Source organism: Shewanella sp. MF05913, from assembly GCF_059758095.1.
On record NZ_JCAYNT010000018.1, the window covers coordinates 54,855 to 70,841 of the forward strand.

At 43.4% G+C, this 15,987-nt stretch carries 19 protein-coding genes and 1 riboswitch; of the genes, 15 read left to right on the forward strand and 4 right to left on the reverse strand.

Annotated features, from left to right (window positions below; all coding sequences use genetic code 11):
* Positions 1 to 208 precede the first annotated feature (208 nt).
* Positions 209 to 1,858 (reverse strand): electron transfer flavoprotein-ubiquinone oxidoreductase, encoded by a 1,650-nt coding sequence (locus AC19MV_RS17895; RefSeq protein ID WP_432404090.1) that lies wholly within the window; start codon positions 1,856 to 1,858, stop codon positions 209 to 211.
* Positions 1,859 to 2,090: 232 nt separating this feature from the next.
* Positions 2,091 to 2,223, forward strand: a riboswitch (molybdenum cofactor riboswitch).
* Between AC19MV_RS17895 and moaA the strand changes: the two genes are divergently transcribed.
* From moaA to AC19MV_RS17950, 11 genes are all read left to right on the forward strand, one after another.
* Positions 2,211 to 3,191 (forward strand): GTP 3',8-cyclase MoaA, encoded by a 981-nt coding sequence (gene moaA, locus AC19MV_RS17900; protein WP_498309250.1) that lies wholly within the window; start codon positions 2,211 to 2,213, stop codon positions 3,189 to 3,191. Its footprint overlaps the riboswitch before it by 13 nt.
* A 112-nt stretch (positions 3,192 to 3,303) precedes the next feature.
* Positions 3,304 to 3,735, forward strand: coding sequence for a cyclic pyranopterin monophosphate synthase MoaC (gene moaC / locus AC19MV_RS17905; protein WP_498309299.1), 432 nt, complete (start codon positions 3,304 to 3,306; stop codon positions 3,733 to 3,735).
* 49 nt (positions 3,736 to 3,784) lie between these two features.
* Positions 3,785 to 4,033: a molybdopterin synthase sulfur carrier subunit gene (gene moaD, locus AC19MV_RS17910; protein ID WP_498309251.1), complete on the forward strand. Its 249-nt coding sequence runs from the start codon at positions 3,785 to 3,787 to the stop codon at positions 4,031 to 4,033.
* 2 nt (positions 4,034 to 4,035) lie between these two features.
* Positions 4,036 to 4,497, forward strand: a complete 462-nt coding sequence (gene moaE / locus AC19MV_RS17915) for a molybdopterin synthase catalytic subunit MoaE (RefSeq protein ID WP_498299348.1) — start codon at positions 4,036 to 4,038, stop codon at positions 4,495 to 4,497.
* A 120-nt stretch (positions 4,498 to 4,617) separates the two neighbouring features.
* Complete coding sequence (gene modA / locus AC19MV_RS17920; protein WP_498309252.1) at positions 4,618 to 5,451, forward strand: molybdate ABC transporter substrate-binding protein; 834 nt, start codon at positions 4,618 to 4,620, stop codon at positions 5,449 to 5,451.
* Positions 5,451 to 6,131 carry a molybdate ABC transporter permease subunit gene (gene modB, locus AC19MV_RS17925; RefSeq protein WP_432404072.1) on the forward strand — a complete coding sequence of 227 codons (681 nt, stop codon included), beginning with the start codon at positions 5,451 to 5,453 and terminating at the stop codon, positions 6,129 to 6,131. Before modA ends, modB begins: the two co-directional genes overlap by 1 nt.
* Positions 6,112 to 7,230, forward strand: a complete 1,119-nt coding sequence (locus AC19MV_RS17930; RefSeq protein ID WP_498309254.1) for an ABC transporter ATP-binding protein — start codon at positions 6,112 to 6,114, stop codon at positions 7,228 to 7,230. The genes modB and AC19MV_RS17930 overlap by 20 nt, the downstream gene beginning before the upstream one ends.
* A 187-nt stretch (positions 7,231 to 7,417) precedes the next feature.
* Positions 7,418 to 7,879: a hypothetical protein gene (locus tag AC19MV_RS17935; RefSeq protein WP_432404062.1), complete on the forward strand. Its 462-nt coding sequence runs from the start codon at positions 7,418 to 7,420 to the stop codon at positions 7,877 to 7,879.
* 7 nt (positions 7,880 to 7,886) lie between these two features.
* Positions 7,887 to 8,570 (forward strand): response regulator transcription factor, encoded by a 684-nt coding sequence (locus AC19MV_RS17940; protein ID WP_188958739.1) that lies wholly within the window; start codon positions 7,887 to 7,889, stop codon positions 8,568 to 8,570.
* A gap of 67 nt (positions 8,571 to 8,637) precedes the next feature.
* Positions 8,638 to 9,879: a sensor histidine kinase gene (locus AC19MV_RS17945; RefSeq protein ID WP_432404228.1), complete on the forward strand. Its 1,242-nt coding sequence runs from the start codon at positions 8,638 to 8,640 to the stop codon at positions 9,877 to 9,879.
* Between the two features lie 41 nt (positions 9,880 to 9,920).
* Positions 9,921 to 10,598 carry a TIGR01621 family pseudouridine synthase gene (locus AC19MV_RS17950; protein ID WP_498309256.1) on the forward strand — a complete coding sequence of 226 codons (678 nt, stop codon included), beginning with the start codon at positions 9,921 to 9,923 and terminating at the stop codon, positions 10,596 to 10,598.
* Positions 10,599 to 10,642: 44 nt separating this feature from the next.
* On the opposite strand, the gene AC19MV_RS17955 is transcribed toward AC19MV_RS17950, so the two are convergent.
* Entirely contained in the window at positions 10,643 to 11,827 is a 1,185-nt protein-coding gene (locus tag AC19MV_RS17955) for a GGDEF domain-containing protein (protein WP_498309258.1), read from the reverse strand.
* A 200-nt stretch (positions 11,828 to 12,027) separates the two neighbouring features.
* Between AC19MV_RS17955 and AC19MV_RS17960 the strand changes: the two genes are divergently transcribed.
* The gene (locus AC19MV_RS17960) at positions 12,028 to 12,201 is read left to right on the forward strand and encodes a YqaE/Pmp3 family membrane protein (RefSeq protein WP_160055483.1); all 174 of its coding nucleotides are present in this window, start codon (positions 12,028 to 12,030) and stop codon (positions 12,199 to 12,201) included.
* Positions 12,202 to 12,320: 119 nt separating this feature from the next.
* Entirely contained in the window at positions 12,321 to 12,494 is a 174-nt protein-coding gene (locus AC19MV_RS17965; protein ID WP_498299343.1) for a DUF2986 domain-containing protein, read from the forward strand.
* A 66-nt stretch (positions 12,495 to 12,560) separates the two neighbouring features.
* Here the strand turns inward: AC19MV_RS17965 and moeB are convergent, their stop codons facing one another.
* Together moeB and moeA are read right to left on the reverse strand one after the other, a co-directional pair.
* Complete coding sequence (gene moeB, locus AC19MV_RS17970) at positions 12,561 to 13,331, reverse strand: molybdopterin-synthase adenylyltransferase MoeB (protein ID WP_498309260.1); 771 nt, start codon at positions 13,329 to 13,331, stop codon at positions 12,561 to 12,563.
* A 7-nt stretch (positions 13,332 to 13,338) separates the two neighbouring features.
* Positions 13,339 to 14,592 carry a molybdopterin molybdotransferase MoeA gene (moeA, locus tag AC19MV_RS17975; protein WP_498309262.1) on the reverse strand — a complete coding sequence of 418 codons (1,254 nt, stop codon included), beginning with the start codon at positions 14,590 to 14,592 and terminating at the stop codon, positions 13,339 to 13,341.
* A gap of 132 nt (positions 14,593 to 14,724) precedes the next feature.
* On the opposite strand from moeA, the gene AC19MV_RS17980 reads away from it, so the two are divergent.
* Together AC19MV_RS17980 and AC19MV_RS17985 are read left to right on the forward strand one after the other, a co-directional pair.
* Positions 14,725 to 15,027, forward strand: a complete 303-nt coding sequence (locus tag AC19MV_RS17980) for a GIY-YIG nuclease family protein (RefSeq protein ID WP_498309264.1) — start codon at positions 14,725 to 14,727, stop codon at positions 15,025 to 15,027.
* A 50-nt stretch (positions 15,028 to 15,077) separates the two neighbouring features.
* Positions 15,078 to 15,947 (forward strand): transporter substrate-binding domain-containing protein, encoded by an 870-nt coding sequence (locus AC19MV_RS17985; protein WP_498309266.1) that lies wholly within the window; start codon positions 15,078 to 15,080, stop codon positions 15,945 to 15,947.
* Positions 15,948 to 15,987: the final 40 nt, after the last annotated feature.

Below are 15,987 nucleotides of genomic sequence, written 5' to 3' on the forward strand. Positions count from 1 at the left end.
GGTTATATCGGTCACAATGGCAATAAATTGATAGTTATTTTGTATTTATTACTAAAGTACAAAATCGTGAATGGTGTAGGTCTTTGTGATGTTATGACGCTAATGATAGTCGAAAAAATAAAAAAAACGCACCTATTTCTAGGTGCGTTTTTTTGACAGTAGCCAATTAATTAACGATTGGCGAACAACGAGTTATCAACTAAATCGTTTACATGTTTGGATAGTTTGGTCCGCCGCCGCCTTCAGGGGTTACCCAAGTGATATTTTGGCTTGGATCTTTAATGTCGCAGGTTTTACAGTGAATACAGTTTTGACCATTAATGACAAACTTTTTCTCGCCAGCATCTTCGACGACTTCATAAACACCCGCAGGGCAATAACGCTGTGCTGGCTCGTCAAATTTGACTAAGTTAACCGAGATGGGAATGCTTTGGTCTTTTAAGTGTAAATGGCAACGCTGGCCTTCTTCATGGTAGGTGTTCGACAAATACACCGACGATAATTTATCAAAGCTGAGTTTTCCATCTGGCTTTGGATAATCAATCTTGCTGTATTCGCTCGCTAAACCCATTGAAGCATAATCTGGCGTTGTGTCGCGGAACGTTACAGGGAACTTACCACCAAACCAATTTTGGTCGATATAGTTAAATGCGCCACCGACAATAGTGCCAAACTTATGTAAAGCTGGGCCAAAATTACGTGATTGATAGAGTTCTTCATGAAGCCAGCTTTCTTCGAAGCGTTGCTGGAAACAATCTAGATCTTTACCACCCTCTAAGCCGGCAATTAACCCTTCACCTAGGGTGGTAGCAGCAATTATTCCGCTTTTAATTGCCGTGTGCGTGCCTTTAATTTTAGCAAAGTTCAAGGTTCCAGCATTACAACCAATGATTAATCCTCCAGGAAAGCTCATTTTAGGCAGAGAGTTTAAACCACCTTTAGCAATTGCTCTGGCACCATAAGTTAAGCGTTCACCACCGGTGAGCGTTTGGGCAATCACTGGATGCGTTTTATAACGCTGAAACTCGTCAAATGGGCTTAAATGTGGATTTTTATAGCTTAAGTCGATAATTAATCCCACGGCGACCTGGTTGTCTTCCATGTGATATAAAAATCCGCCACCAGACGAGCCATTCACTAATGGCCAGCCGCCAGTATGGACTACTTTACCTTGCTGATGCTGCTCGGCAGGGATTTTCCAAATTTCTTTAAACCCTAAGCCGTAATGCTGAGGGGTTTTGCCATTGTCTAAATGGTATTTCTGAATCAGTTGCTTACCAAGGTGGCCGCGGCAACCTTCTGAGAATACGGTGTATTTAGCGTGCAACTCCATGCCTGGCATATAGCTGTCTTTAGGTTGACCGTCTTCTCCGACACCCATATCGCCAATGAGAATACCTTTAACGCTGTTGTCTTCATTAAACAGCAGTTCACTGGCAGCAAAACCTGGGAAAATCTCAACACCCATGGCTTCTGCGCGGTTCGCTAACCAACGTGCGAGGTTACCGACACTAATAATGTAGTTACCTTCGTTATGCATGGTTTTCGGCACTAAGCTATTAGGCATTAAGCGTGATTTAGTGTCTGAATTGAGTAAGTAAATCTCGTCGTGGCTGACTTTGGTGTTTAACGGAATATCTGAGTCGCGCCAGTCGTTGAATAATTCATCCAACACGTCTGGTTGGAATACTGCACCCGATAAAATGTGGGCGCCCACTTCCGAGCCTTTTTCTACCACACAAACGGTGATTTCTTTTTCGGCATCTTTTGATATTTGCATTAAACGACAAGCGGTAGCTAAACCTGCTGGGCCAGCACCGACAATTACGACGTCGAACTCCATTGACTCGCGTTCCATGTTCTCACCTTTCAAAGTATCCCGTTCATCGCGGGTTTATTGTTTTTCTATAACGATAGTTAAACGATCGTTTATCCTTTTACTCACCTTACCGCAAAATTCACTTTTGTCACAGTAGCAAACACAATCTTATCTACGTGAGTCGAGTCACAAATAGTAAACGATGTAAGCATTTCGAATAAGATATTCGCCTAAAGGGGTATTTGTAAAACCATAAATAGGCCTATAATTAAGCCTGACGGTTCTCCGAGCTTTTTGCCCTACGTCAATGATATGGGCATTTAGCCGTGGTAATTTTGCCACCGGGGTGAGTAAAGAAATGCACTTACCTCCCACACTTGGAAAGGTTAACATGTCCCAGTTACAAGACAATTTTGGTCGACGTTTTCATTATTTACGTATGTCAGTTACTGACGTGTGTAATTTTAAATGCACTTACTGCTTGCCTGACGGCTACCGCCCTGATGGTAAACCTACGTTTTTAACGCTCAACGAAATTGAAAATCTCGTTGCTGGCTTTTCTGCTGTGGGTACGCAAAAAATTCGCATCACTGGTGGTGAGCCCACCCTCCGTAAAGACTTTACCGATATCGTACGTATTGTTGCTAACACTCCCAATGTCAATACAGTGGCAATGACAACCAATGGTTATCGTTTACAGCAACATGCTAAAGAATGGTATGAAGCCGGTTTGCGCCGTATCAATGTGTCGGTTGATAGCTTAGATCCTAAAATGTTTTACCAAATTACTGGCGAGAATAAATTCGACCAAGTTATGCGCGGTATTGACGCTGCACTTGAGGCGGGTTTTGAGCGAGTAAAAGTGAACGCCGTGTTACTTAAAGGCTTAAACGATAAGGATTTACCGCGTTTTTTACAGTGGATTAAACACACGCCTATTGATTTACGTTTTATTGAGTTGATGGAAACCGGTTTAGGTCACGACTACTTCAATGCGCATCATTTAGCGGGTGTAGACATTAAAAAGCAACTTGAGCAAAACGGTTGGTTATACGATTTACCCAGTGTTGATGATGGTCCTGCGCAAAACTTCAGTCACAGTGATTATCAAGGCCGTATTGGTCTTATTATGCCGTACGCCAAAAACTTTTGTGCCAGCTGCAATCGCTTAAGAGTGTCAGCCAAAGGTAAGTTGCACTTGTGCCTATTTACTGAAAATGGCGTGGATTTACGTGACTTGCTGCAAGATGCCTCTGCGCGTGATGAGTTAATTTCGCGTTTACATGGGCAGTTAGCACAAAAGAAAGAAACTCACTTTTTGCATCAGGGCATTACTGGTGTTACTAAGCACCTTGCCTCTATCGGTGGTTAATCGCCACCTTTCTTCGTTTAACGTGTGTCACTAACCTGCAAATTCTATTTGATAAGGTATTCATATCATGAGTAATCGTTTTACCCACATTAATGCCGATGGCAATGCTCACATGGTCGATGTGACTGAAAAAGCAGTCACAGAACGTGAAGCCAGAGCTGAAGCGTTTATCGATATGGCGCCAGATACATTGGCAATGATTATGAGTGGCAGTCATCATAAAGGCGATGTGTTTGCGACCGCTCGCATTGCCGGTATTCAAGCGGCTAAAAAAACCTCTGATCTTATTCCGTTATGTCATCCATTAATGCTCACCAAGGTAGAAGTAGATCTTGAAGCTCAGCCTGAGCATAACCGCGTGCGTATCACGAGTTTATGTAAACTGTCTGGTAAAACCGGTGTTGAAATGGAAGCGCTAACGGCGGTATCTGTGGCGGCATTAACCATTTACGATATGTGTAAAGCGGTGCAAAAAGACATGATTATTTCGCAGGTGAGGCTACTTGAAAAACGCGGCGGAAAATCTGGCCACTTTACAGCCTAGTCACTAGTGTAAGTTATTTATTACCGATTAAATGCATTGAGAGACCACTATGATCCAAGTATTATTTTTTGCGCAAATCCGTGAGTTACTCGGTACTGCGAAAGTGGAGCACAGTAGCGCCAATATCCACACCGCAGAACAGCTTCGCGCCGCATTGGCTGCCACCGATGATAAATGGGCTAAAGTGCTCGCGTCAGACAAACTGTTAGTTGCGGTTAACCAAACTATTAGTCAATGGGATGCAACCGTGAAAGCAGGTGACGAAGTCGCATTTTTCCCTCCTGTAACAGGAGGTTGAGTATGAACGCAGTAACAACGGTACGTGTGCAAACTGAAGATTTTAACGTAGCAGATGAATACGGCTTATTGGCTAACGATAACCAAGATGGTGCTGTGGTAAATTTTATCGGCAAAGTGCGCGATTTTAATGATGGCAGTGTGGTCACAGACTTAACGCTTGAGCATTATCCTGGCATGACTGAGTCGGTTTTAGCACAAATTTGTCAGCAAGCTCGTGAACGTTGGCCGTTAAATAAAGTCACCATTATTCATCGCGTTGGTACAATGGCGTTGGGTGAGCAAATTGTGTTTATCGGTGTCACGAGTGCTCACCGTAAAGCCGCGTTTGCTGCATGTGAATTTTTAATTGATTTTTTAAAGACTAAGGCCCCTTTTTGGAAGCTTGAAGCCAACGATGCGGGCAGCAAATGGGTCGAAGCTCGTGACAGTGATGAACAGGCTGCTAAAATGTGGCAAAAGTGATGTCGTGAACATCAGTTGTGCGCTGCTAAACTCACTTTTTTGCGAGCGAATGCAATAGCCATTACAATTTAACCATCGCACTTAAATGATAGTGTCGCTCAACCATAGGGTCGGCTATACATGTCTTTCTTTACGTTATCTATAACGCGTTTAATACGCCAAAGTGCTGTTGTTGCAACGTTAGCGATAAGTTGTTTGAGTCTTATTCTCCCTGTATCAGTTGTCCATGCGGCAGAAGCTCCTGCTATTGCCGCTGCGGCAAACATTAAGTTTGCCTTAGATGATATCGCTAGCCAATTTGAGCAACAAACAGGTCTAAGTGTGCGTATCAGTTATGGCTCATCGGGCAATTTTGTCACTCAAATTCAACACGGCGCTCCCTTTGAAATGATGCTCAGTGCCGATGAGTTTTATATTGAGCAATTACATAAAGCCGGTTATACCCAAGATGCAGGGGTTATTTATGCGATTGGCCGTTTAGCGCTTGCGGCACCAAAAAAATCAGAGCTGATTCTTGATCCTGATTTAGTCGGGTTAGGGCAATTTATTACTGATGGCAAACTCACTCGCTTTGCCATTGCCAACCCTGATCATGCTCCTTATGGTGAGCGCGCTCGTGAAATCTTAAAAGCTAAAGGCTTGTGGGATGCCGTGCAACCTAAACTGATCCTTGGCGAAAATGCCTCACAAGCGGCACAATTTACCATCAGCGGTTCAACTCAAGGAGGCATTGTGCCTTTGTCGTTGGCACTAGCGCCGCAATTTATCAAAATGGCTAATTATGTGGTGATCCCCGATGATTTATATCAACCGCTGACTCAACGCATGGCGTTAATGCCAAATGCCTCAGAAACCACAGAGCGGTTTTATCAATATATGCAAAGCCCGCCAGCCCAGAAAATCTTAAGTGAATTTGGATTTAACTTACCTAATACTACAGCGATGCACGACTAATGGATTGGCAAGCATTATGGTTGTCGGTTAAGTTGAGCTGCTTTACCGTTTTATTCTTGATCCCGTTAGCCATATTGGTCGGCCGAGGTTTGGCCTATTATCAATTTCGCGGTAAGTCTTGGCTAGAAGCCTTAATTCTGGTGCCATTGGTATTGCCTCCTACTGTAATTGGTTATTATTTGCTGGTGGGTCTGGGCAATCAGAGTGTTATAGGTCACTACGTTGAACAGATTTTTGGTCAACAGTTAGTGTTTCAATTTTCCGGCCTTGTTATCGCATCTATTTTAGTCAATATCCCGTTTGCTGTGCAGCCGATACAGCGTGCTTATGAAACCATTCCTATTGATATTCGTGATGCCGCAGCCTGCTGTGGTATGAGCCGTTTACGGATTTTTATCAAAGTTGAGTTACCCATGGTATGGCCTGGTGTGTTAACTGCGCTAGTGTTGTGCTTCTCCCATGTATTGGGTGAATTTGGCGTAGTATTAATGCTGGGCGGCAATATTGCTGGCGAAACTAAGACTATTTCGATTGCGATTTATGACAGCGTGCAAGCGTTCGACTTTGATTCTGCGGGAATGATGTCGTTGGTATTGTTGGTGTTTGCGGTGAGTGCACTTGCATTAACCACCAGTATGTCACGGCGTTTAGGAGGGCATAATGGTACCTCGCAACGCTGATTTAGTGTGTCATATTAGCCAAGAATCACCGATACCATTAGCTGCAAACTTCACCTGTAAAGCTGGTGAGGTGCTCGCAGTGGTAGGGCCGTCAGGTGGTGGCAAAACCACCTTGTTGAGAATGATAGCTGGGTTAACAACACCTAAAGATGGTCAAATTCGATGTGGTGATGCCCTTTGGTTTGATGCCAAATCGTCGCTTTCGTTAACCCCACAACAACGACATATTGGCTATATGCCGCAACATTTTGGTTTATTTCCGCATTTGTCGGCATTAGATAATGTGATAGCCGGGCTTGACCATGTGCCAAAGGCATTGCGTAAGCAGCGTGCGTTAGATTGGTTAGAGCGGGTTAACCTTCATGGCTTGCCAGATAGGTTGCCTGCACAGCTTTCGGGCGGTCAGCGCCAACGTGTCGCGCTCGCGCGTGCCTTAGCTCGTGAGCCTTCAATATTATTGCTTGATGAACCCTTTTCAGCGGTAGACCGTGAAACGCGTGAGCGCTTATACATTGAACTTGCAAGATTAAAGCAACAGCTGTCAATCCCAGTGGTTATGGTCACGCACGATATTCATGAGGCCTTATTATTAGCCGATAAAATGATGCTGATAAGCCAAGGTAAAATGTTGCAACAAGGCAAACCATTTGAGGTATTGTCTCATCCACATGATGAGGCCGTCGCAAGGCAAATGGGCTTACGTAATATTTTTGATGGCCAAGTCGTTGAGCAAGACATTGAACGCAATATGACGTGGTTTAAGCTGGGTGATGAATTAATTGTTAGTGACAGCGCTCCTGCGCTCGTCAATGGCCAAGCCATTCGTTGGGTTATTCCCAATCAAGGTATCCGTTTTAATGCCATTAGCAGTGGCCGTTTATGCAAAAGCATTAATAAGCTCGATGTATTAATTGAGTCGGTATTAGTGATGGGCGAGTCGTCGCGAGTGATTGCGTCGGTGATTGGTATCGGTTCGGTATTTAATGCCGATGTGCCAACGCATTTGGTTGATAAGCTCGGTTTGCAAGCCGGTATACAAACAACCATCGCTTTAAAGTCCGAGCAAATTCATATCTTAAACGCCCCATATTCAAGTTAACCTTTGGCGATAACGCCCTGTTTTACGGTATTTATGATCAATTATTAATCTTAGATTTCTTGGGACTTTGGCCGCGGTTAGGTAGAGTAGTGCGGTAATAAAATTTTCATTAATATAGAGGCTAGTGATGGTTCGGTTGCTATTAGCAATATGCTTTCTTCCTTGTGCCGTGATGGCTACTCCATCTATGCATACTTTGTTGATCAATGGCGAGTTTTTAAAGCCAATTGTGGTCATGGAGCAATTAGAACAACAAGACAAAGGCACAATTTGTGACTTTGATGTTGATGTGGAAGAAGGGTTACTCGTTTACAAAATTTCTATGGTTAACGTAGAAACACGTAAAATGAGTAAATATCAGTACCGAGCTTTAGATGGTGTGCTGCTAAATGAAAAATCATCAGTGTATAGCTCTGATGATGTCGGCTCTGTGAGCGCGGCAAAAATGCTCCAAGCCAAGCACATGACATTTTCTGCACTGGTCGCTTTAGCGATTGAAGATCAACAAGGATATTTAACGCAAGCGGAATTGGACCACGATTTATCCATTAGTTATCTCGAACTAAAACTCCTCAATCAAGATAGTAAGAATACCATTGCTTTCGACATTGAAACCTTACGTCCACTTCCACTGCTCAAATGGGATTAAAGACTCTATGACTAAGCGCATTTTATTGGTTGAAGATGACGCCACTACATTAAAATATGTGGCTGACGGATTTACTGCACAGAAGTATCAGGTAGACAGTGCAACAGATGGTCAAGAAGGCTTAACATTAGCCAAGCACAATCAATATGACTTACTCATTTTAGACCGCATGCTACCTAAGCTTGACGGCCTAACCTTATTGTCGGCATTGCGTACCAGCGGTAATAAAACGCCAGTATTAATCTTGTCAGCACTCAGCCATGTCGATGAGCGTGTTAAAGGCTTACGTGCGGGTGGCGACGACTACATGACCAAACCGTTCGCATTTGCAGAGTTATTGGTGCGTGCAGAAAAGCTGGTACAACGTAATGTTGTAGAGCCAGCCGCAACAGATATTGAAGTTGGCGGCCTGAAAATGGAGCTGCTGACGCGTAAAGTGACACTTGATGACAGTGAGTTAATGCTGCAACCAAAAGAGTTTCAGTTACTCAAGTATTTAATGGAACACCCTAATCAAGTGATTAGCCGTACCCTGCTATTTGAAGCTGTATGGGATTATCATTTTGACCCTCGCACCAATGTTATCGATGTGCATATTGCAAAACTGCGTCGTAAGTTTGAAGAACTTGGGCACGGTGAATTAATTGAAACAGTAAGGGGTGCGGGTTATCGCCTCTGCAAAGGCCATTAAGCCATATCAAAGTAGTGCGTGGCGCATCACGCTTATTTTCTCGACGTTAGTGACCATCTTAATTGTGATGTTGGTATTAAGCCTGTATCGACAATTAGTGATAGAGCAGCAAAACCAGGTTGATAAGCATCTTGCGGCAGAAATGCAGCGCTATCAGCAGTTAGCATTAACGGTTAATCGCCGCAGTTTTGCCGCACAGATCCGCGCCGCCGATCCTAAAACGGCGCTTATCGCCTGGCGTAACAGTGTTGATATGGTCGGGGCATTGACCTTTTTACCTGAAAACATGCCGCAGTTACCTGAAACCAAAGACTTTCCTATCTTTACCGGTGGCCCAGATAAATTACATATTTTGACCGGCGGATTAGTGATAACACGTTACGGTCCCGTGCTCATTGCTACCCGAACCGATCACCTCGCAACCCTCATTGAAAAGTTTATCAATGCTGCTTTCTGGGCTGTAGCCTTTACCTTAGGTTTAACGTTGGCGTTGGGTTATATTTTCTCAAAAGCCATACTTAGACGACTGGTCGAATACAACCGTTTAAGTGAGCAAATTGAAGCCGGACATTACGAAACACGTTTACCTGTCAGTGACAGCCAAGATGAGTTTGACATGTTAGCGCGGCAATTTAACCTCGTGCTCGATACCTTGGAGCAAAACCTACGCGCCGTGCGTGGTGTCACTGATAATATTGCTCATGACTTACGTACGCCGTTATCGCATTTACGTATTGGGATTGAGCAACTTGCTGATAAACCCACTCACCAATTAGCAGATGCGACAGCAGAGTTACTTGAAGAGCTAGATCATTGTTTAGGCACGTTTGATGCGATGTTATCATTAACTCGAATCGAAGAAGGTCAGCAAACGCTTGATTTACAGCCAGTGAGTTTACAACAGATTTGCCAAGATTTATTTGAAATGGCTGATGCCATCGCCGAATCGCGCGATCAAATATTAGAGATTTCGCTGGAAAACGATGTGCACATTAATGGTGATAAATACCTATTATTCCAAGCGCTATTTAATTTAGTCGATAATGCGATTAAGTATTCACCGGTTGGTGCTGCAATTTGCATTAAACAGCGTGGCAAGCATATTCAGATTAGTGATAATGGTCCTGGCATTTTGGATGAAGATAAAGAGCGGGTATTCGACCGTTTAGTTCGTCTGGATCCGAGCCGTCATTACAAAGGCACGGGTTTAGGTTTGTCGATGGTAAAAGCGATTTTATCGCGCCATAAAGCCACTATTTCATTAGATGACAATAATCCTGGATTGTTAGTAAATATTCATTTTAAATAACCCAAGGTTTAGCTGCGGGTATTATCGAGTTGGATTCATCAATGTATCAATTGCTGAGCGAGCAACCTGACTTTATTGTCATCAATAAAGCGCCTCATGTTCACTTTCATAGTCAAGATGGTCATGCAGGCGTTATTGCACAAGCTGAAGCCGATTTAGGCTATAAGTTGTATCCGGTACATCGTTTAGATACTCCCACCTCAGGGTTGTTAATTGTGGCTCGTTCGCCACAAGCCGCCAATGTATTTACACAAATGTTTACTGCCCATCAAGTGCAAAAATACTATTTAGCCATTGCATTAGGTAAGCCTAAAAAGAAGCAAGGTTGGATTGTGGGCGACATGGCAAAATCTCGCCGCAGTATGTACAAATTACTGCGAACTACAGAAAACCCCGCTATGACGCAGTTTTTTTGTATGAGTATTAGCGAAGGGAAGCGCGCATATCTATTAAAGCCATTAAGCGGTAAGACCCATCAGCTACGCGTGGCATTAGCCAGCATTGGCGTGCCTATTTTAGGTGACACACTTTACGGTAAAGATGCGAGCGATCGTTGTTATTTGCACGCATATTGTTTGTATTTTAACTATTTAGGCGAGCAATATGCCTTCCAGCAATTACCGACTCAAGGCGAGTGGTTTGTCGATACACCATTTATGACGATAGTCGCCGAGCAATGGCAACAACCCGATAGCTTAGCTTGGCCAACGAAAAGCTAGCTTGACCTGCAATATCAGCAAATATTCTATTGGCTATAGCCTATTTATTGAGACGATATTTTCAACTCTTTGGTGCAAATAGTGTTGCGGCCGGTATTTTTAGCAAGGTACATCGCCTCATCGGCTAATTGTAATAACTGCTCTACATTGATGTGGGTTTTGCTGGTCGCATAACCAATGCTTAAGGTGAGATTAATCTCTTGCTGTTGCCACTGTACAGATGTGCTATTGATTTTAGACTGAATTTTCTTGGCAACAATGTTGGCCTCATCAGCATTTGTTGATGGCAGAATAATCAAAAACTCTTCACCTCCGTAGCGGCAAATAAAATCGACTTTGCGTAGTGATTGCTGCAATAACGTCGCGGTATGTTTTAATACGGCATCCCCTGCAATATGGCCATAAGTGTCATTGACCTTTTTAAAGTGATCCAGGTCCAGCACCAATAAGCTATAAGCTGATCCGCTACGCTGCCACAGTGCATCCACTTCATCTAATTTATCGAGTAAGGCGTGTCGGTTCCATAACCCTGTGAGTTGATCTCTATTCACTAAACGAGCCACTTTATACACCAGCCGTGTCAGGGCATTACCGTATAACACTAAGTTAGTGAGCAGCAATAAAATGATATAGCTCCACATGACTATTGGCGCGTTAAGTGTATTGGCGGCAGAGAGTCTGGCCAAATCTTCAGGGTATAGAAACAGTGCTACAGCTCGGGTGAGAAACAGGGCGCCCATAATAAAAAAAGGCACATTAATTAAAATGGCATAAAACATAGGCATGTGTTTTTTAGATGTTTTGACGTTATCCAGGCCTGTGAGTGAGATCAACGTGGCCGCGGTGATGCTCATAATAATCACCAGATAAACGGCATACGCCAGAGAAGGCGGAACCAATAACATCAACAAGGCGCAGCTGGTTAACAATACCAGGTCAAACAGATACGATACCGGACGTTTAAATAAATGCTGGCAACCCCAACGCACCAATGCAAACCCCAATAAAATGGTCATGTCGGCAGTAAACCAGTATAGATAGTCAATGGCTTCGCTGCGTTGCGTGTAGAGCAGCACCCCTCCCACAGTGAGGGTGTTTGCTAGGGCGAAGCGCCAACTGGCTCTAGGAGCAATGCGGAACACGCCTGCGTATATTGCCCATGCAATGGCACAACTGCTACCGATTAAGCAAAAGAATTGAACGAAAATAATACTTTGGTTATGTTCCATATGACCTATCAGTATTGTTGCATTGGCTGGAGAATAGCGCGCTGGGAATTAACCATAGCACATCGTTAATAGAATACCTTGATAAGCGCGTTGTTAAACTGTTTGTAATCTTTATTGTAAATGTGTTGTTTAACAATCTGTATCTTATGCTATTTTTATAATTGTATTCTCTTAATTAAGCAACATAATAAGGATGAAAAATGGACACAAACAAATTATTACTGGTCATCATCGCGATATTGCTACCACCGTTAGCGGTATTTTTGAAAAAAGGCTTGGGTAAAGATTTACTGATTAACGTATTGCTGTGCTTTTTCTTTTTTATCCCGGGGCTTATTCATGCTTTGTGGGTGGTGTTACAAGAAGATTTATAAACGCTAAGCTGTCTGCTGGCGGTTCAGGGGGTAAGCTAAAATTAAGCGCTAGAATGAATAGAGCCTGAGGGTGTTTGACGCTATAATCGCGCTGGTATTTTGTCGATGATGTGAATTATATGAACCGTAAAAAGAAAATTAACCAAACATTGAAAGCTAAGGCCAAAAAAGCCAACGCCAAGCTACATGCCGCGAATAAAAATCCGTACGTTGCGAAAGCAGATCGTGAGCGTTTAGCGCAACAAGCATTAATGTCTGCAGAGGCCAACGCCAACGACGTGCCGGTAGAATAATAAAAGCACAAGAGTATTAATCCTCTTGTGCTTTTATTTTGGTTGATTTGGGATAGGTTACGTTTTTTACGCGCCGCTACCGCATACTTTGCATTGCGGTTGTTTAGGTAATGTCATTTGCCTAAACTCCATGGTCATCGCATCAACCATTAACAACTTTCCTGACAAAGCTTGTCCCATCGCGCTAATCACTTTGATGGCTTCCGTTGCCTGAATACAACCAATCATTCCCACCACGGGGGCTAAAATACCCGATTCGACACACGTTAACTGTTGCTCACCAAACAATGCACTAAAACATTGATAACATGGCGTATCAGCTTGATAGTCAAATACGGTTACTGTGCCTTCCATGCGTATAGCCGCCGAAGACACTAATGGTATCTTGTGTTTATAACAGCTCTTATTGAGCTGTTCGCGCACCATAACGTTGTCGGTACAGTCGAGTACCAAGCTGTGCTGACTGACTAACGTGTCGATTTCGGCATCATCTAAAAACGCATTTAACGCATTAATGTTGATGAGCGGATTGAGTTGAGCCAATGTTTGCTTAGCCGAATCGACTTTAGCCTGGCCAATATTGGCATCAAAGTGTAAAACCTGGCGTTGTAAATTGGATAGCTCGACCGTATCAAAGTCGACAATGGTTATTTCCCCTACGCCTGCTACAGCAAGGTATTGGCTAGCTGCACACCCTAAACCGCCGGCTCCAATAATCAATACCTTTGCCAGTTTGAGTTTTTCTTGGCCTTCAATGTCCATTGCTTTAATGGATATTTGACGGCTGTAGCGCAACATCTCGTTGTCGCTCAAAATATCTTGGTCTACAGGCTGCATAATACTCCTAGCAAAGTACGCTATTAAATGGCTCAACGGTGACGGTATTGCCCTTAGCTAAATCACCTTGATATTGCTCTAAAATGACAAAACAGTTGGCTAAACTCATTGACGTCAACATGCCAGAACCTTGGCCGCCGGTAATCGAAACTTGCAATTCGCCTGACTCATTTTGGCTTAATATGCCACGTTGGTATTCTACTCGGCCGGGGTGTTTACGGATGTCGGTTTGTAATGTTGCTTGGCAAAACAAGGGGGCTTTGGGTGTCAATCCCTGCATTTTATGCAAAATAGGCAGAACGAGTTTGTAAAACGTCACCATCGATGACACCGGATTACCGGGTAATCCGCAAAAGACTGCATTGCCAATTTTACCAAACGCAAACGGTTTGCCTGGTTTAATGGCTAATTTCCAAAAAGTAATTTGGCCTTCTTCAGATAAAATTTGTTTAGTGAAATCAGCCTCGCCAACAGATACACCACCTGAAGTGAGCACCATATCGGCTTTACTTGCGGCCTCTTTAAATGCGCCGCGAATGGCTTCTTTATTATCGCTAATTACGCCCAGGTCTATCCATTCGACATTGCTTTTACTCAATAAACCTTGAATTGAATAGCGGTTCGAATCATAAATTTGCCCAGGTGCAAGTTCGCTGCCAACAGGGCGCAGTTCATCACCGGTAGAGAAAAACGCGACTTTTAATTTACGAGTGACGCGCACCTGGCTAATGCCAATAGTGGCAAGTACGCCCATTTCAGCAGCTCGGATGGTTACGCCGCGATGCAATACTTTAGTGCCAGCCTGTAACTCTTCTGCGCGTTTGCGTACATTCGCGCCTAACTTATGTGGATGGCCGATAGTAATGTTATCGCCGTTAGCGTGAGCGTTTTCTTGCATTTGCACCGTATCATAACCGACTGGTAAAGGGGCGCCTGTCATTATGCGGATACACGTATTAGGCTGCGCTTTACCGTGAAATGGATGGCCAGCAAACGAACTGCCAACTAATGGCAGAGTCGTACTTTCTTGGCTACTGTCTAAATCAGCATACCTAAATGCGAAGCCGTCCATCGCTGAGTTATCAAATGGTGGTAAATCGATACTCGAGGCTAGGTCTTCTGCGAGCACTCTGTCGATTGCATGATTCAGCGTGACGAGTTCAGTGTCTTGCGTTGCCTCTACTTGAGCTAATAATTGCTCAATAGCTTGGTCTGGATGCAATAATGTCGGTTGGGCGCAAGGGTCTTGATTGTTTGGCATCTGAACTTCCTTAATGAATACCTAAGGCACTCTTTTAGTGCCTAAGTTAAAAATGATGTTCGCTATTAATAGCGCTTAGTATGCCATGATGGTAAAAGAGTTTTATGATCATACTTAAGGTTTTTCTCGTTTATGTCACAAACTGAAGCGGTTTCTTCATGGTATTTATACATTATTCGGTGTGCTAATTCGCATTTGTACACTGGGGTAACGACCGATGTTAAGCGTCGATTTGCTGAGCATCAAAGTAGTGGACCCAAGGCTGCCAAGTTTTTAAAAGGTAAAGGCCCGTTAACACTGGTTTATCAAGAGCCACAAATTGATCGCAGTACGGCATTAAAGCGTGAAATTACCATTAAAAAGATGTCGCGGCAGCAAAAATTACAACTGGTTACACAATTTGCCGCATTAAACACAAATACCGCTGATGACTAATTGTTTTTACGGCTAATCTTGTTAAATCAGATCACTGTGGATTGAAGGTATTGATATATAAATCAGGGCTTTTTTCGATAGTATTGTGTTTATTATCAGTGCAGGTGTGTGCTGAGGATGTCGTACGTATACAACCTTCGCAATCTCTAGATAATACCTCCTATCAATATTATGTCGACTTATTGCAATTAGTGCTCGACACCACCTCAAATGAATTTGGTCCCGCGCATATTGTGACGTTGGAATCGTCTCTATCACAATCGCGCGGCTTTGTGATGTTAAAAAATAAGCAGCTAGATGTGTATTGGGCGGGTACAAGCCTTGAGCGTGAACGCGATTATCTTGCGGTGACGGTGCCATTAGTGGGCGGCTTATTGGGTAATCGTGTGCCAGTGATTGCGCGTAATCGCTTAAGTGAGTTTGCCAAGATTACGACGGCAGAGCAATTACAAAAAATGGTTGCTTGCCAAGGTAGCCAGTGGCCAGATTCAGATATTTTGGAGTACAACGGTTACCGGGTTGAGCGGGTTATTTCTTTCCCGTTAATGTACACCATGCTAGAGCAGCAACGTTGTGATTATTTTCCGCGTGGCATTAACGAAGCCTTTGCAGAAGTGGGCGCTCAAGGTCATGAAACATTGATGGTGTATGACAAATTAATTTTACGTTACCCATTACCGATGTACTTTTTTGTTAACAAGCAAGATCAGCCTCTGGCTAAACGTCTTACCAAAGGGTTGTTACAATTACTCGCCAATGGCAAATTAGGCGAATTTATTATGCACCATCCCACAACAACCTCCATATTCCCCTTAAGTCGCTTTCAAGATAGCCGAATATTGCTACTCGACAATCCTATTTTGCCGGCCGATTTTTATGAGCGAGAATATAATCATTGGATTGATTTCCCTAAAGAATAAAAGCGCCGGAGCGCTTTTATTCTTTTTAAAACGAGTGAGT

Coding starts and splice junctions, on each gene's coding strand:
- AC19MV_RS17930 (WP_498309254.1), top strand. CDS start 6,112: ATGGTACCTCGCAACGCTGATTTAGTGTGTCATATTAGCCAAGAATCA.
- moaD (WP_498309251.1), top strand. CDS start 3,785: ATGATCCAAGTATTATTTTTTGCGCAAATCCGTGAGTTACTCGGTACT.
- modA (WP_498309252.1), top strand. CDS start 4,618: ATGTCTTTCTTTACGTTATCTATAACGCGTTTAATACGCCAAAGTGCT.
- AC19MV_RS17935 (WP_432404062.1), top strand. CDS start 7,418: ATGCATACTTTGTTGATCAATGGCGAGTTTTTAAAGCCAATTGTGGTC.
- AC19MV_RS17965 (WP_498299343.1), top strand. CDS start 12,321: ATGAACCGTAAAAAGAAAATTAACCAAACATTGAAAGCTAAGGCCAAA.
- AC19MV_RS17950 (WP_498309256.1), top strand. CDS start 9,921: ATGTATCAATTGCTGAGCGAGCAACCTGACTTTATTGTCATCAATAAA.
- AC19MV_RS17980 (WP_498309264.1), top strand. CDS start 14,725: ATGTCACAAACTGAAGCGGTTTCTTCATGGTATTTATACATTATTCGG.
- AC19MV_RS17895 (WP_432404090.1), bottom strand. CDS start 1,858: ATGGAACGCGAGTCAATGGAGTTCGACGTCGTAATTGTCGGTGCTGGC.
- AC19MV_RS17960 (WP_160055483.1), top strand. CDS start 12,028: ATGGACACAAACAAATTATTACTGGTCATCATCGCGATATTGCTACCA.
- moaE (WP_498299348.1), top strand. CDS start 4,036: ATGAACGCAGTAACAACGGTACGTGTGCAAACTGAAGATTTTAACGTA.
- moeB (WP_498309260.1), bottom strand. CDS start 13,331: ATGCAGCCTGTAGACCAAGATATTTTGAGCGACAACGAGATGTTGCGC.
- moeA (WP_498309262.1), bottom strand. CDS start 14,592: ATGCCAAACAATCAAGACCCTTGCGCCCAACCGACATTATTGCATCCA.
- AC19MV_RS17940 (WP_188958739.1), top strand. CDS start 7,887: ATGACTAAGCGCATTTTATTGGTTGAAGATGACGCCACTACATTAAAA.
- AC19MV_RS17945 (WP_432404228.1), top strand. CDS start 8,638: ATGTTGGTATTAAGCCTGTATCGACAATTAGTGATAGAGCAGCAAAAC.
- modB (WP_432404072.1), top strand. CDS start 5,451: ATGGATTGGCAAGCATTATGGTTGTCGGTTAAGTTGAGCTGCTTTACC.
- moaC (WP_498309299.1), top strand. CDS start 3,304: ATGGTCGATGTGACTGAAAAAGCAGTCACAGAACGTGAAGCCAGAGCT.
- AC19MV_RS17955 (WP_498309258.1), bottom strand. CDS start 11,827: ATGGAACATAACCAAAGTATTATTTTCGTTCAATTCTTTTGCTTAATC.
- moaA (WP_498309250.1), top strand. CDS start 2,211: ATGTCCCAGTTACAAGACAATTTTGGTCGACGTTTTCATTATTTACGT.